The sequence below is a fragment of the Xanthomonas sp. CFBP 8443 genome (assembly GCF_025666195.1).
Taxonomy (GTDB): domain Bacteria; phylum Pseudomonadota; class Gammaproteobacteria; order Xanthomonadales; family Xanthomonadaceae; genus Xanthomonas_A.
On sequence record NZ_CP102592.1, the window covers coordinates 1 to 14,826 of the forward strand.

The following is a 14,826-nucleotide window of genomic DNA, read 5'->3' on the forward strand; positions in this document are numbered from 1 at the left end:
ATGGATGCTTGGCCCCGTTGCCTGGAACGTCTGGAAGCTGAATTTCCAGCCGAGGACGTTCACACCTGGTTGAAACCGCTGCAAGCCGAACAGCGCCATGACAACAGCATGGTCCTGTACGCCCCGAACGCCTTCATCGTCGAACAGGTGCGCGAGCGCTACCTGGCGCGGATCCGCGAGCTGATGACCTACTTCGCCGGCAGCGGCGAGGTGGCGTTGCAGGTCGGCTCGCGGCCGCGCGCGCCCGAGCCGGTGGCCCCGCCCGCCAACGACGCGGCCGCCGCGCGCACGCCGCCGGCGCCGTTGCTGGAGCCGTTCGCTGGCAACCTCGACTCGCACTACACCTTCGCCAACTTCGTCGAGGGCCGCAGCAACCAGCTCGGCCTGGCCGCCGCCACGCAGGCGGCGCAGAAGCCGGGCGACCGTGCGCACAACCCGCTGCTGCTGTACGGCAGCACCGGCCTGGGCAAGACCCACCTGATGTTCGCCGCCGGCAACGCGATGCGCGAGCAGAACCCCAACGCGCGGGTCATGTACCTGCGTTCGGAACAGTTCTTCAGCGCAATGATCCGCGCGCTGCAGGACAAAACCATGGACCAGTTCAAGCGCCAGTTCCAGCAGGTGGACGCGCTGCTGATCGACGACATCCAGTTCTTCGCCGGCAAGGACCGCACCCAGGAAGAGTTCTTCCACACCTTCAACGCACTGTTCGACGGCCGCCAGCAGATCATCCTGACCTGCGACCGCTATCCGCGCGAAGTGGAAGGCCTGGAGCCGCGGCTGAAGTCGCGCCTGGCCTGGGGCCTGTCGGTGGCGATCGACCCGCCCGACTTCGAGACCCGCGCGGCGATCGTGCTGGCCAAGGCGCGCGAGCGCGGCGCCGAGATCCCCGACGACGTGGCGTTCCTCATCGCCAAGAAGATGCGCTCCAACGTGCGCGACCTGGAAGGCGCGCTCAACACGCTGGCCGCCCGCGCCAACTTCACCGGCCGCGCGATCACCACCGAGTTCGCCCAGGAGACGCTGCGCGACCTGCTGCGCGCGCAGCAGCAGGCGATCGGCATCCCCAACATCCAGAAGACCGTGGCCGACTACTACGGCCTGCAGATCAAGGACCTGCTGTCCAAGCGCCGCACGCGCTCGCTGGCGCGGCCGCGGCAGGTGGCGATGGCGCTGACCAAGGAACTGACCGAACACAGCCTGCCGGAGATCGGCGATGCGTTCGCCGGCCGCGACCACACCACCGTGCTGCACGCCTGCCGGCAGATCAAGCACCTGATGGAAACCGACGGCAAGTTGCGCGAGGACTGGGACAAGTTGATCCGCAAGTTGAGCGAGTAGCGCGGCGTGCGGGCGCCGCCGGCACCACACGCCGGCGGCGCTTGATAAATCGGTGCATGACTTCGCGACAAATCCGGGAGAAACTGTGGATAAAGTGCAGCGCGGCGACGGCGGCAAAACTATCCACAGGTTTCCCCACCCCTCCAGGGGCAGTAATACCGGGGATTGAAGGGCCGAAAAACCCTTTAGGTACAGATAGTTAAGCTACCTTTGCACCGAAATTCGCTCTACCATCACCACCAAGCTTTTGATTTATTCCATATCTTTTTAAAGCATAGGGGCACGGAACCACATGCGTTTCACACTGCAGCGCGAAGCCTTCCTCAAGCCATTGGCGCAAGTCGTCAATGTGGTCGAACGCCGCCAGACCTTGCCGGTTCTGGCCAACTTCCTGGTGCAGGTGCACGACGGGCAACTGTCGCTGACCGGTACCGACCTGGAAGTGGAAATGGTGTCGCGTATCGCGGTCGACGACGCACAGGACGGCGAAACCACGATTCCGGCCCGCAAGCTGTTCGAGATCATTCGGGCCTTGCCGGACGGCAGCAAGATCACCGTCTCGCAGACCGGCGACAAGATCACCGTGCAGGCCGGGCGCAGCCGCTTCACCCTGGCGACGCTGCCGGCCAACGATTTCCCGTCGGTGGATGAAGTCGAGGCCACCGAGCGGGTTCTGGTGCCGGAAGCGGCGTTGAAGGAACTGATCGAGCGCACCGCCTTCGCGATGGCCCAGCAGGACGTGCGTTACTACCTCAACGGTCTGCTGTTCGACCTGCGCGACCAGACCCTGCGCTGCGTGGCCACCGATGGCCATCGTTTGGCGCTGTGCGAGACCGAGCTGGAGAACGCCGGCGGTGCCAAGCGCCAGATCATCGTGCCGCGCAAGGGCGTGACCGAGCTGCAGCGGCTGCTGGAAGGCGGCGATCGCGAAGTCGAGCTGGAAGTCGGGCGCAGCCACGTGCGGGTCAAGCGCGACGATGTCACCTTCACCTCCAAGCTGATCGACGGCCGTTTTCCCGATTACGAAGCAGTGATCCCGATCGGCGCCGACCGCGAGGTCAAGCTGGATCGCGAGGCGCTGCGCGCCGCGTTGCAGCGTGCGGCGATCCTGTCCAACGAGAAGTACCGCGGCGTGCGCGTGGAAGTCTCGCCGGGCCAGCTGAAGATCAGCGCGCACAACCCCGAGCAGGAAGAGGCGCAGGAAGAGATCGAGGCCGACACCAAGGTCAGCGACCTGGCGATCGGCTTCAACGTGAACTACCTGCTCGACGCCCTGTCGGCGTTGCGCGAGGAGTTCATCGTGATCCAGCTGCGCGACGCCAACTCCTCGGCCCTGGTGCGCGAGGCCAGCAGCGCCCGCTCGCGCCATGTGGTGATGCCGCTGCGTCTCTGACGGTAGCCCAATGATCGTGTTCCACGTGGAACACAGCTGAGAAAGCCCGGCCCTCGCGCCGGGTTTTCTTTTGCCTCAGATTCGGCAGGCGCCGATCCCAGGAAGGCCTCCTGTGGGGGCGACTTCAGTCGCGACGCGCTCTCCCGACGCCATCTGACGCTTCCTGGTCGGCGCACGGGCTCCTTACATCGCCTCGCAGGAGCAGCCAGACGCCTGCGTCCGCTAACCACACCGAACAGATCCACCTGCCAAACCACACTCGCGACAGGACGTTCGCAACCGCTTTGGGTATGCTGCCGCCCTGCCCCTATGAACCGACCCGCGTGCGCCCGGTGCGAGCGCTCTCGCCCCCGATTCCCCGCATGCACGTCTCCCGCCTCGACCTTCATCACCTGCGCCGCTTCGCCGCGCTCGAACTGGCGCCTGCGCCTGGGCTGAACCTGATCACCGGCGACAATGGCGCCGGCAAGACCACGATCCTCGAAGCCATGCACCTGATGGCCTACGGCCGCAGCTTCCGCGGGCGGGTCCGCGACGGCTTGGTCAGCCAGGGCCAGGATGCCCTGGACGTCTTCGTCGAATGGCAGGAGCGCGGCACCGAGCCCCAACAGCCGCGCCGCCGCCGCGCTGGATTGCGCCATAGCGGCCAGGACTGGCGTGGCCGGCTCGACGGCGAAGACGTGGCCTACCTCGGCACGCTATGCGCGGCCCTGGCGGTGGTCACCTTCGAGCCGGGCAGCCACGTGCTGGTCAGCGGCGGCGGCGAACCCCGCCGGCGCTTCATCGACTGGGGCTTGTTCCACGTGGAACCTGATTTTCTTGCCCTGTGGCGCCGCTACGCGCGGGCGTTGAAGCAGCGCAACGCCCTGCTGAAGAGTGGCGGTGGCGGCGCAGCCCTGGATGCCTGGGACCACGAACTGGCCGAGGCCGGCGAACCGCTGACCTCGCGCCGCGAGCAGTACCTGGAACGGTTGCTGCAGCGGCTGTTGGAACTTGGACCCGAACTGGCGCCGGCGCTGGGAATCCAGCACCTGCACTTCGCCCCTGGCTGGCGCCGCCACGAGGTGCCGCTAGCCGACGCTCTGCTGCTCAACCGCGAACGCGACCGCCAGTACGGCTACACCTCGGTCGGCCCGCACCGCGCGGACTGGAGCCTTGAGTTCGCGACCATCCCTGGCCGGGACGCGCTATCGCGCGGCCAAGCCAAGCTCACTGCCCTGGCCTGCCTGCTGGCCCAGGCCGAGGACTATGCCGAGCAGCGCGGCGAATGGCCGGTGATCGCCCTGGACGACCTGGCCTCGGAACTGGACCAGCATCACCAGCGGCGCGTGTTGCAGCGGCTGCAGGCCGGGCCGGCGCAGGTATTCGTGACCGCCACCGAAACCCCGCGGGCGCTGGCCGACATGGCGCTGCCGATCGCTCGGTTCCACGTGGAACATGGCCAAGCCCTGGCCCGTTCCTAGCCTGCGCGGGGCGGGAGGGCCGGGGCTGCTATAATTCGCCGCAATCCCCTATCCATCGGCGCGACCGGGTTACTGCCCGCCGTCGTCCGACTCGTGGAGCCTACGGCAAGCGCATGACCGAAGAACAGAATCCGCCAACCTCGCCCGCCAACACCACCTACGACTCCAGCAAGATCACCGTGCTGCGTGGGCTGGAAGCGGTCCGCAAGCGTCCCGGCATGTACATCGGCGACGTGCACGACGGTACCGGCCTGCACCACATGGTGTTCGAGGTCGTCGACAACTCCATCGACGAAGCGTTGGCCGGCCATGCCGACAACGTGCTGGTCAAGATCATGGTGGACGGCTCGGTGCAGGTGTCCGACAACGGTCGCGGTATCCCGGTCGACATCCACAAGGAAGAAGGCGTGTCCGCGGCCGAGGTGATCCTCACCGTGCTGCATGCCGGCGGCAAGTTCGACGACAACAGCTACAAAGTGTCCGGCGGCCTGCATGGCGTCGGTGTGTCGGTGGTCAACGCCCTGTCCGAGCACCTGTGGCTGGACGTGTGGCGCGACGGCCACCACTACCAGCAGGAATACAAGCTGGGCGAGCCGCAGTACCCGCTCAAGCAGCTTGAGGCCTCCGACAAGCGCGGCACCACCTTGCGTTTCAAGCCGGCGGTGGAGATCTTCAGCGACGTCGAATTCCACTACGACATCCTGGCGCGGCGCCTGCGCGAGCTGTCCTTCCTCAACTCCGGGGTCAAGATCACCCTGCAGGACGAGCGCGGCGAAGGCCGCCAGGACGTGTTCGAGTACGAAGGCGGCATCCGCAGCTTCGTCGAGCACCTGGCGCAGCTGAAGACCCCGCTGCACCCGAACGTGATCTCGGTGACCGGCGAGCAGAACGGCATCGTCGTGGACGTGGCCCTGCAGTGGACCGACGCCTACCAGGAAACGATGTTCTGCTTCACCAACAACATCCCGCAGAAGGACGGCGGCACCCACCTGGCCGGCTTCCGCGCGGCGCTGACCCGCACCCTGTCCAACTACATCGAACAGAACGGCATCGCCAAGCAGGCCAAGATCACCCTGTCCGGCGACGACATGCGCGAAGGCATGATCGCGGTGCTGTCGGTGAAGGTGCCGGACCCGAGCTTCTCCTCGCAGACCAAGGAGAAATTGGTCAGTTCCGAGGTGAAGCCCGCCGTTGAGAACACGTTCGGCGCCCGTTTGCAGGAATTCCTGCAGGAAAATCCCAACGAGGCCAAGGCCATCGCCGGCAAGATCGTCGATGCCGCGCGCGCCCGAGAGGCCGCGCGCAAGGCGCGCGACCTGACCCGCCGCAAGGGCGCGCTGGACATCGCCGGCCTGCCCGGCAAGCTGGCCGACTGCCAGGAGAAGGATCCGGCGCTGTCCGAGCTGTTCATCGTCGAGGGCGACTCGGCTGGCGGCTCGGCCAAGCAGGGCCGCAACCGCAAGAACCAGGCGGTGCTGCCGCTGCGCGGCAAGATCCTCAACGTGGAACGCGCGCGCTTCGACCGTATGCTGGCCTCCGACCAGGTCGGCACGCTGATCACCGCGCTGGGCACCGGCATCGGCCGCGACGAATACAACCCGGACAAGCTGCGCTACCACCGCATCATCATCATGACCGACGCCGACGTCGACGGCGCGCACATCCGCACCCTGCTGCTGACGTTCTTCTACCGGCAGATGCCGGAGCTGATCGAGCGCGGCTACATCTACATCGGCCTGCCGCCGCTGTACCGGCTCAAGCAGGGCAAGCAGGAGCTGTACCTGAAGGACGACAACGCGCTCAACGCCTACCTGGCCAACAGCGCGGTCGAGGGTGCGGCGCTGATCCCGGCCAGCGACGAGCCGCCGATCACCGGCACCGCGCTGGAGAAGCTGCTGTTGCTGTTCGCCAGTGCCAACGACGCGGTGGCGCGCAACGCGCACCGCTACGATCCGGCGCTGCTGACCGCGCTGATCGACCTGCCGCCGCTGGACGTGGCGCAGCTGGAAGCCGAGGGCGAGCAGCATCCGAGCCTGGATGCGCTGCAGGCCGTGCTCAACCGCGGCACCCTGGGCACCGCCCGCTACGAACTGCGCTTCGAGCCGGGCACCGAACAGCGTCCGGCGACCCTGATCGCGGTGCGCCGCCACATGGGCGAAGAGCTGACCCAGGTACTGCCGATGGCGGTGTTCGAGAGCGGCGAACTGCGCCCGCTGCGCGAGGTCGCGCTGGCGTTGAACGGCCTGGTCCGCGAGGGCGCGCAGATCGTGCGCGGCAACAAGACCCAGAGCATCAACAGCTTCGCGCAGGCGCATGCCTGGTTGTTCGACGAGGCCAAGAAGGGCCGGCAGATCCAGCGCTTCAAGGGCCTGGGCGAAATGAACGCCGAGCAGCTGTGGGAAACCACGGTGAACCCGGATACGCGCCGCCTGCTGCAGGTGCGCATCGAGGACGCGGTGGCCGCCGACCAGATCTTCAGCACCCTGATGGGCGACGTGGTCGAGCCGCGCCGCGATTTCATCGAGGAAAACGCGCTGAAGGTCGCCAACCTCGACATCTGACCGCGGCATCGCCCGTCCCCCGGCGCCTGCCGGGGGACGGCGTCCTTCCCGCTCCCTTAGCCTGACTCGCCCAGGATCGCGATGACCTCGCTGCCGTCGCACCCCACCGCCCCGCCCTCGCTGCCCCGTCCCGCGCCGTCGTCCGGCTGGCGCAAGCCGGTGCTCGGCTTCGTCCTCGACGTGCTGCTCGCCGCGGTCGTGCTGCTGGCCGTCAGCGTGCTGTGCGGCCTGGTCTGGGGCGTTGTGCGTGGCTTCCAGGTCACCATGGAGTTGCGTGCGCAGGGCATTCCCAGCGATCGCATCGCCTCGGTCGTCGCCACCCATCTCGGCCAGCCCGGCGCGCTGGCGCAGCTGCTGATCGCCTTGGTCAGCACCCTGTCCGCGGCACTGCTGCTGTACTTCCTGCGCCGCCCGGCCAACGCCGCCGAGCGGAGCGCCTCGTGGCGGGCCGCGCGCGCGCCCGCGACCTGGGGCTGGGTGCTGATGGTGGCGGTGGCGGTGTTCGTTGGCAGCAGCGTGCTGTCCAACCTCGGCGCGCAGCTGGGGATCAAGCCGGTGCCGACCAACCTGCCGCTGATGCGCGAAGCGATGACGCAGATGCCGCTGTTCCTGTTCCTGTTCGCGGTGCTGATCGCGCCGGCCTACGAGGAACTGCTGTTCCGCCGCGTGCTGTTCGGGCGCCTGTGGGATGCCGGCTGGCCGCGGCTGGGCATGGCGCTCAGCGGCGCCGCGTTCGCGCTGGTGCACGAATTGCCTGGCACCACCGGCAATGGCGTGGCCGAGACCGTGCAGCTGTGGCTGATCTACGGCAGCATGGGCGCGGCCTTCGCCTGGCTGTACAAACGCACCGGCACGCTGTGGGCGCCGATCGCCGCGCATGGCCTGAACAATGCCGTCGCCGTCGCCGGGTTGTACTGGTTCGGTGCGACTTGAAGCTGCGTTTGACGAAAAGTTAAGACGCCTCCCATCACACTGCGACGTGTGTCATAGGGGGACCTATATGAGAAACGTTGTACTGGGGGCATCGATCGCGATGCTGCTGGCAGCCTGCGCGACGACGACATCGCCGACTGGCCGTACCCAGGTCGTGGGCGGCGTGTCGCAGCAGGAGCTCGATCAGCTCGGCGTGCAGGCCTTTGCCGAGGCCAAGGCCAAGGAGCCGATCGACCAGGATCCCAAGCGCAACGCCTATGTGCGCTGCGTGGTCGGCGCGCTGGTCGCGCAGTTGCCGGCGCAGTGGCGCGGCACCGCATGGGAAACCGCCGTGTTCGCCGACAAGGAACCCAACGCGTTCGCGTTGCCCGGCGGCAAGGTCGGCGTCAACAGCGGCATCTTCTCCGTGGCCAAGAACCAGGACCAGTTGGCGGCGGTGCTCGGCCACGAGATCGGCCACGTGATCGCACGCCATCACGAAGAACGTATCACCCGCCAGATCGGCACCCAGACCGGCGTCAGCCTGCTCGGCGCCCTGGCCGGCGCCCGCTACGGCAACGCCGTCGGCGACACCGTCGGCCAGGTCGGCGGCATGACCGCGCAGGCCGCGTTCCTGCTGCCCGGCTCGCGCGCCCAGGAAAGCGAAGCGGACGTGGTCGGCCAGCGGCTGATGGCGCAGGCCGGATTCGATCCGGCGCAGGCGGTCGACCTGTGGAAGAACATGATGTCCGCCGGCGGCCAGCGCCCGCCGCAATGGCTGTCCACCCACCCCGATCCCAGCGCCCGCATCGGCGAACTGCAGCGCGATGTCGCCGCGCTCGAGCCGGTGTATGCGCAGGCGCGCAGCGCCGGGCGGGCGCCGAAGTGCGGATGATCGCTGCGCGGTCACGGCGCAGGCGCGCGCCGTCGGCATGGCAATGCATCCCAAAAACGTTTTCACGGCGTACAGGTTTCTGTTAGTTTTGCTGGCTCGGCCCTGGATGGCCGCTCCGTCTTCCGTGCCGCTCCGGGCGGTTCCACCGAGGTGATCCATGAAATTCAGTATTCGCAAGCAAGCGCTGTTGTCCCTGGTGATCACTGCTGCCCTCGGCGGCGCGGTGGTGACCGACGCCGTCGCCCAGTCCGATCGTTCCGAGCAGCGCTCCTCGCGCAAGTCCAAGAACGAAAAGGCCGCGGTGATGTTCCCCAACGCCACCCGCCAGGAGCCGACCGGCAAGCCGTCGGCCAAGCTCGGCAGCAAGCTGCAGAAGCTGATCGACACCTACAACAAGGGCGAAGACTACGCCGGCGTGCGCACCCAGGCCGACGAGGTCCTGGCCAATAGCGCAGCCAACGAATACGACAAGTCGATCGCCGCGCAGCTGGCCGCGCAGGCCGCCTACAACCTGGACGACAGCAAGGCCGCCAAGCAGTACCTGCAGCAGGCGATCCAGTTCAACGGCCTGGACAACAACGGCCACTTCCAGTCGATGCTGATGCTGGCGCAGCTGCAGTTGCAGGACGACGAGACCGCCGCAGGCCTGGCTTCGCTGGACAAGTTCCTGGCCGAATCCAAGTCGACCCGTCCGGAAGATCTGATCCTCAAGGGCCAGGCGCTGTACCAGACCGAGCGTTACCAGGAAGCGATCCCGGTGCTGCAGCAGGCCATTGCCGCCTCGCCGGAGCCCAAGGACAGCTGGAACCAGCTGCTGATGGCCTCCTACGCCGAAGCCGGCCAGACCGGCGAAGCGGTTAAGGCTGCCGAAGCGCTGGCGGCCAAGACGCCGAACGACAAGAAGGCGCAGCTCAACCTGGCCAACATGTACATGCAGGCCGACCAGATGGACAAGGCCGCCGCGGTGATGGACAAGCTGCGCGCCGCCGGCCAGTTGACCGACGAGAAGGAGTACAAGCAGCTGTACTCGATCTACGCCAACACCGACAAGAAGGAAAAGGACGTCATCGCGGTCATCAACGAAGGCATGCAGAAGGGCATCCTCAAGCCCGACTACCAGACCTATCTGGCGCTGGCGCAGTCCTACTACTACAGCGATCAGGTGCCACAGGCGATCGAGAACTGGCAGAAGGCCGCGCCGCTGTCCAAGGACGGCGAGACCTATCTGAACCTGGCCAAGGTGCTGCACCAGGAAGGCCGCGTTCCGGAAGCCAAGCAGGCCGCGCAACAGGCGTTGGCCAAGGGCGTCAAGAAGCCGGAAGACGCCAAGAAGATCATCAACCTGAAGTAAAACGCAAAAAAAGCCCCCGAAAGCCAGTGCTTAAAGTAGTGCAGGTCACAGGGATTGGTATAAGCTTGGAGGTTCCTGCGGTGTGACACCGCGTGAACTGGGATTCAGATTCTTCGCGAATCCCGGCCCCCCTAAACGAGTCATTGGCGCATGACGGAACAATTGGTCATCAATCGGCATTACGACAGAGATGAAGCTTCCGGCCTCAGCTGGCCGCGCATCATCGGTATTGCCTTCGTAATCGCGCTGCATCTGGCAGCGCTGATGTTGCTGCTGATTCCAGCCGTTGCGCCGAAGGCGGCAGCGGAGAAGGAACGCAACATCGTCGTCACCCTGGTCGACGCACCGCCGCCGCCGCCACCCCCGCCGCCGCCGCCGCCGAAGCCGCCGGAGACGCCGCCGCCGCCGGTCAAGAACCTGGCGCCGCCGAAGCCGACCCCGCTGCCGCCGCCGCCGGAAGCCCCGGTGATCGACGTGCCGGAGCCGCGCCCGAGCGACATCGCCACGCCGCCGTCGCCGCCGTCGCCGCCGGCTGCAGCCACCGACATCGGCGCCAGCGTCGATATCTCGTCGAAGAACATGAACCCGCCGAAGTACCCGCCGTCCGCATTCCGGTCGGGCGCAGAAGGCGAGGTGATCCTGATCATCGACGTCGACGCAAACGGTAACGTCACCAACGTGGCCGTCGAAAAATCCAGCCGCAACCGCGACCTGGACCGCGCCGCCATGGAAGCAGCGCGCAAGTGGCGGTTCAATGCCGCTACCGCCAATGGACAGAAGACCGCCGGCCGCGTCCGCGTACCGGTCAACTTCGCGCTGAACTGATACAAAGGCAGCAGCCCGGCGCACCCGCCGGTCTGCAGGCCCTGTCTACTCTTTGCACCACCCTCATCACCACACACAACAAAGGTAAGCGTCATGCTGCAGGAAATTTTCATCGCCGCTGCTGCGGGGGGCAACAACGCATCGAACGCCCTGTCGCAGATGGGCTTCGAGCACCTGATCACCGAGATGACCTCCAAGCCGGGTGACTTCGCCGTCTCCTGGGTGGTGCTCATCACCCTTATCATCATGTCGGCGGCTTCGTGGTACTGGACCGTCATCAACATCTTCCGCGCCACCCGCCTGAAGAGCCAGGCCGACCGCGTCACCAGCCTGTTCTGGGACACGCCGAACGCGCAGGACGCCATCCGTGCGATGGAAGAGCAGCCGTCCAGCGAGCCCTTCTCGAAGATCGCGCTCGACGCCGCACAGGCCGCTGCGCACCACCAGCGTGCCGAAGCCGGCACCGGCACCGGCCTGGGCGAGACCCTGAGCCGTTCGGAGTTTGTCGACCGCGCCCTGCGTCAGGCCGTGACCCGTGAAAGCACCAAGCTGCAGTCGGGCATGACCCTGCTGGCCACCGTCGGTGCGACCGCGCCGTTCGTCGGTCTGCTCGGTACGGTGTGGGGCATCTACGGCGCGCTGATCAAGATCGGTGCCACCGGCTCCGCCTCGATCGACGCCGTTGCCGGCCCGGTGGGTGAAGCGCTGATCATGACCGCGATCGGTCTGTTCGTCGCGATCCCGGCCGTGTTCGCGTTCAACTTCTTCAGCAAGGTCAACAGCTCGACGATCGCCAAGTTCGATACGTTCGCCCACGACCTGCATGACTTCTTCGCCACTGGTTCGCGCGTTCGCTGATCCGCGGTCAAGTAGTCCACGCAACGATTAACGGAGCCCGTTATGGCTTTCAGTAGTGGTAACAGCGGCGGCCCCATGGCCGACATCAACGTCACGCCCCTCGTGGACGTGATGCTGGTGCTGCTGATCATCTTCATCATCACGGCACCGCTGATGTCCCACAAGGTCAAGGTGGAACTGCCCGAAGCCAACCTCAAGCAGGATCCGGACAAGGACGAAAAGCGTCCGAATCCGATCACGCTGGCGGTCAAGGAAGACGGGTCGCTGTACTGGAACGATCAGCCGATCTCCAAGGAAGCCCTGGAATCGCGCTTTTCGACCGCGGCCCAGCAGACCCCGCAGCCGCCGCTCAATCTGCGTGGCGACCGCACCACCAAGATGCGCACGATCAACGAGATCACCAAGATCGCGCAGGGTCAGGGCATGTTGGACGTCGGTTTCGTTGCGACCAAAGAGAAGGGGAACTGAGCCATGGCATTCAGTTCAGGAGGCGGCCGTGGTCCCATGGCCGACATCAACGTCACGCCGCTGGTCGACGTGATGCTGGTGCTGTTGATCATCTTCATCGTGACCGCGCCGATCATGACCTACCCGATCGACGTGGACCTGCCGCAGCGGGTGATCAACCCGCCACCGCAGTTGAAGGAGCCGCCGCCGCCGATCGATCTGCGCATCGATGCGTCGAACCAGATCTTCTGGAACAACAGCCCGGTGGCTGTGACGGCGCTTGCGCAGATGATGGAAAACGAAGTACAGCGCGATCCGACCAACCAGCCGGAACTGCGCATCGATGCCAATCCGGATTCCGAATACGAAGTGATGGCCAAGGTGCTGGCCGCCGCCAAGAATTCGGACATGAAAAAGATCGGCTTCGTGCAGCAATAAGCTCGACCGCAACACCTCAGTCATGACGCGACTGCAACGCCACCGGAAACGGTGGCGTTTTTTTTGCTTCGGCGCCGGCGTGGAACCACCAGCATTGGAAGCGCGCCGCCAGCGTTATCGTGTGAGAAAGCCCAGGCGCGACGGGTTGCGCCGGGAATGCCTGTCGCGATCCGGCCCCTCGCACGGCCCCTTTCCCGGGTGTAGGCTGGGGACGCGACACCACAACCACAGGACAGGAGGCAGGCCATGGCTTTCAGTACCGCAGGGAACCGGGGACCGCTGGCGGAGATCAACGTCACGCCGCTGGTCGATGTGATGTTGGTGCTGTTGATCATCTTCATGGTGACCGTACCGTTGGTGACGCGGCCGATCGCCGTCAACCTGCCGCAGCGTACCGACACGCCGCAGCGGCCGCTCGCGCCGCCGCCGCCGATCGAGTTGCGCCTGGACGCCAGCGGCCAGCTGTTCTGGAACGCCAGCCCCCTGCCCCTGGCCGAACTGCAGCCGCGGCTGCAAGAGGCGATGGCGCAGGCCGCCGGCAATACCCCGGAGCTGCGCATCGACGCCAACCCCGATGCCGAATACCAGGCGATGGCCAAGGTGCTGGCCGCGGCCAAGAACGCACAGGTGGAAAAGATCGGCTTTCTGCAGCGGTAGATTCCACGGCGGGGATCCTGGCGAGCAGGCAAACGCCACCGGCAACGGTGGCGTCTTGCCGAGCAGCAGCTTCTAAGCGATCCGATGTCCTGCAGGCATCCGACGAGTACCTGCGGTATGCATCGTGCTGCGTCCGGTCCATGCCGCGTGGAGCGAGATATCAGTCGTCGCTAGAAGCCACGCGAAGTAGTCGCAATGGCCCTTCCCGCCATGGCAGAAGAAGACCCAAGTGGTGCCGCCGCTCTCGTGGGTCCAGGCAGAAAATTCCCGGTCCGAATAGTCCCGGACGGTTTCTGCCCAATCCTCGAATGGGGCGTCCGTCCTGGTTCCGGGCACCAAGGCGCGAAAGAGCATCGGTGCCTGCGCCGGGACGAAGTCGAACCCTCCCACGGAAGTGTTGAGGTCGAGATTGTTCGACGTGCGGATGCGAACCGTCGACGTGGGGAGAACGTCGGGAAGCCACCCTCGCTCGAACAGGTGATCGGCATGGGCTTCGGCCAACGTGGAGTATCGCGTTGTCACCGTATCCGGGGAGCAGCCGGGCAAGCCCAAGGCAACGACCAGCAGGAGACCGACTGTTCTCATGCGGCCGGCACTGCGAATGCAGCAGATCCGCGACGCGGCGTCGGCTGCGAGCCGAGCGTCAGCCCAAGGACGCATACGCGGCGACGGACGCGGCCAGGAAGCCGGCCGCGGAGACCACGGCGGGACCCCAGCTGCCGCCGAGCCAGCCGCGGCGCAGCAGCAGCAGTGCCGTGAGACAGCCGAGCTGCACGGCGATCGGCAGGAACACCGGCTTGACCGTGGTGATGAAGAACATCGGAAACAGCACGCCGAAGCCCAGCAGCACGAGTTCGAGCCGTCGCGAGAACGTCAGGTCCTTGAAGCGCTTGTCGGGCGGGGGCATCGATGCTCTCCGTGGCCTGGCCACTATCGGACGGAGGACAGGATCGCCAGGTAGGCCTTCACCGTGGCGTCGAGCCCGGAATACAGCGCCTCGCCGATCAGCGCATGGCCGATCGAGACTTCCAGCACCTGCGGCACCGCGGCCAGGAACGCGCCGAGGTTGGCCTGGGCCAGGTCGTGGCCGGCATTGACGCCTAGCCCGGCGGCCTGGGCGCGGCGCGCTGCGGCGGCGAAGGCGGCCGGCGCCGCCGCATCGCCACGCTCGAACGCGTCCGCGTAAGGCCCGGTATACAGCTCGACGCGGTCGGCGCCGAGGTCGGCGGCGACCGCCAGGTCGGGATTGTCGGCATCGACGAACAGGCTGACCCGGCAGCCCAGCGCCTTCAGTTCGGCGATCAGCGGACGCAGCCGTACGCTGTCGCGGCCGAAGTCGAAACCATGGTCGGAGGTCAGCTGGCCATCGCCGTCCGGCACCAGCGTGGCCTGCGCCGGGCGCACCTGCGCGCACAGCGGAATCAGCCCCGGGTAGCCTGGCCGCGGCGGTGCGAACGGATTGCCTTCGATGTTGAATTCCACGCCGCGCGCGCGGGTCAGTTCGGCCAACGCCAGCACGTCCTCGGCATGGATGTGGCGTCGGTCCGGGCGCGGATGCACGGTGATGCCGTGCGCGCCGGCGTCCAGGCAGGCGCGCGCCGCCTCCAGCACGCTCGGCAGCCCGCCGCCGCGCGAATTGCGCAGGACCGCGATCTTGTTGACGTTGACGCTGAGCTGGGTCATCG

At 66.4% G+C, this 14,826-nt stretch carries 15 protein-coding genes; 12 read left to right on the forward strand and 3 right to left on the reverse strand.

What is annotated here, in order from left to right; translation table 11 throughout:
* The 12 genes from dnaA (at window position 1) to NUG20_RS00060 (ending at window position 13,141) form a co-directional block, all read left to right on the forward strand.
* A complete protein-coding gene (gene dnaA, locus NUG20_RS00005) occupies window positions 1–1,341 on the forward strand; it encodes a chromosomal replication initiator protein DnaA (protein WP_263396447.1) in 1,341 nt (446 codons plus the stop codon).
* Between the two features lie 292 nt (window positions 1,342–1,633).
* On the forward strand, window positions 1,634–2,734 hold the full coding sequence (dnaN, locus tag NUG20_RS00010) for a DNA polymerase III subunit beta (RefSeq protein ID WP_179570245.1): 1,101 nt from the start codon (window positions 1,634–1,636) through the stop codon (window positions 2,732–2,734).
* Window positions 2,735–3,096: 362 nt separating this feature from the next.
* Window positions 3,097–4,197 carry a DNA replication/repair protein RecF gene (gene recF / locus NUG20_RS00015; protein WP_263396448.1) on the forward strand — a complete coding sequence of 367 codons (1,101 nt, stop codon included), beginning with the start codon at window positions 3,097–3,099 and terminating at the stop codon, window positions 4,195–4,197.
* A 113-nt stretch (window positions 4,198–4,310) separates the two neighbouring features.
* On the forward strand, window positions 4,311–6,758 hold the full coding sequence (gyrB, locus tag NUG20_RS00020) for a DNA topoisomerase (ATP-hydrolyzing) subunit B (RefSeq protein ID WP_263396449.1): 2,448 nt from the start codon (window positions 4,311–4,313) through the stop codon (window positions 6,756–6,758).
* An 81-nt stretch (window positions 6,759–6,839) separates the two neighbouring features.
* Window positions 6,840–7,691 carry a CPBP family intramembrane glutamic endopeptidase gene (locus tag NUG20_RS00025; protein ID WP_263396450.1) on the forward strand — a complete coding sequence of 284 codons (852 nt, stop codon included), beginning with the start codon at window positions 6,840–6,842 and terminating at the stop codon, window positions 7,689–7,691.
* Window positions 7,692–7,758: 67 nt separating this feature from the next.
* Window positions 7,759–8,565 carry a M48 family metallopeptidase gene (locus NUG20_RS00030; protein WP_263396451.1) on the forward strand — a complete coding sequence of 269 codons (807 nt, stop codon included), beginning with the start codon at window positions 7,759–7,761 and terminating at the stop codon, window positions 8,563–8,565.
* A 157-nt stretch (window positions 8,566–8,722) separates the two neighbouring features.
* Window positions 8,723–9,916 (forward strand): tetratricopeptide repeat protein, encoded by a 1,194-nt coding sequence (locus NUG20_RS00035; RefSeq protein WP_263396452.1) that lies wholly within the window; start codon window positions 8,723–8,725, stop codon window positions 9,914–9,916.
* Window positions 9,917–10,066: 150 nt separating this feature from the next.
* Window positions 10,067–10,741, forward strand: coding sequence for an energy transducer TonB (locus NUG20_RS00040; RefSeq protein ID WP_263396453.1), 675 nt, complete (start codon window positions 10,067–10,069; stop codon window positions 10,739–10,741).
* Between the two features lie 93 nt (window positions 10,742–10,834).
* Entirely contained in the window at window positions 10,835–11,599 is a 765-nt protein-coding gene (exbB, locus tag NUG20_RS00045) for a TonB-system energizer ExbB (protein ID WP_263396454.1), read from the forward strand.
* A 42-nt stretch (window positions 11,600–11,641) separates the two neighbouring features.
* On the forward strand, window positions 11,642–12,067 hold the full coding sequence (locus NUG20_RS00050; RefSeq protein ID WP_263396455.1) for an ExbD/TolR family protein: 426 nt from the start codon (window positions 11,642–11,644) through the stop codon (window positions 12,065–12,067).
* A 3-nt stretch (window positions 12,068–12,070) separates the two neighbouring features.
* Window positions 12,071–12,484, forward strand: a complete 414-nt coding sequence (locus tag NUG20_RS00055; RefSeq protein ID WP_263396456.1) for an ExbD/TolR family protein — start codon at window positions 12,071–12,073, stop codon at window positions 12,482–12,484.
* Window positions 12,485–12,730: 246 nt separating this feature from the next.
* Window positions 12,731–13,141 (forward strand): ExbD/TolR family protein, encoded by a 411-nt coding sequence (locus NUG20_RS00060; protein WP_263396457.1) that lies wholly within the window; start codon window positions 12,731–12,733, stop codon window positions 13,139–13,141.
* A 72-nt stretch (window positions 13,142–13,213) separates the two neighbouring features.
* Here NUG20_RS00060 and NUG20_RS00065 read toward each other — a convergent pair whose 3' ends face one another.
* From NUG20_RS00065 to NUG20_RS00075, 3 genes are all read right to left on the reverse strand, one after another.
* Entirely contained in the window at window positions 13,214–13,642 is a 429-nt protein-coding gene (locus NUG20_RS00065) for a YbbD-related protein (protein ID WP_263396458.1), read from the reverse strand.
* Window positions 13,643–13,784: 142 nt separating this feature from the next.
* The gene (locus NUG20_RS00070) at window positions 13,785–14,048 is read right to left on the reverse strand and encodes a hypothetical protein (RefSeq protein WP_263396459.1); all 264 of its coding nucleotides are present in this window, start codon (window positions 14,046–14,048) and stop codon (window positions 13,785–13,787) included.
* A 23-nt stretch (window positions 14,049–14,071) separates the two neighbouring features.
* Entirely contained in the window at window positions 14,072–14,824 is a 753-nt protein-coding gene (locus NUG20_RS00075; RefSeq protein WP_263396460.1) for a pyridoxine 5'-phosphate synthase, read from the reverse strand.
* Window positions 14,825–14,826: the final 2 nt, after the last annotated feature.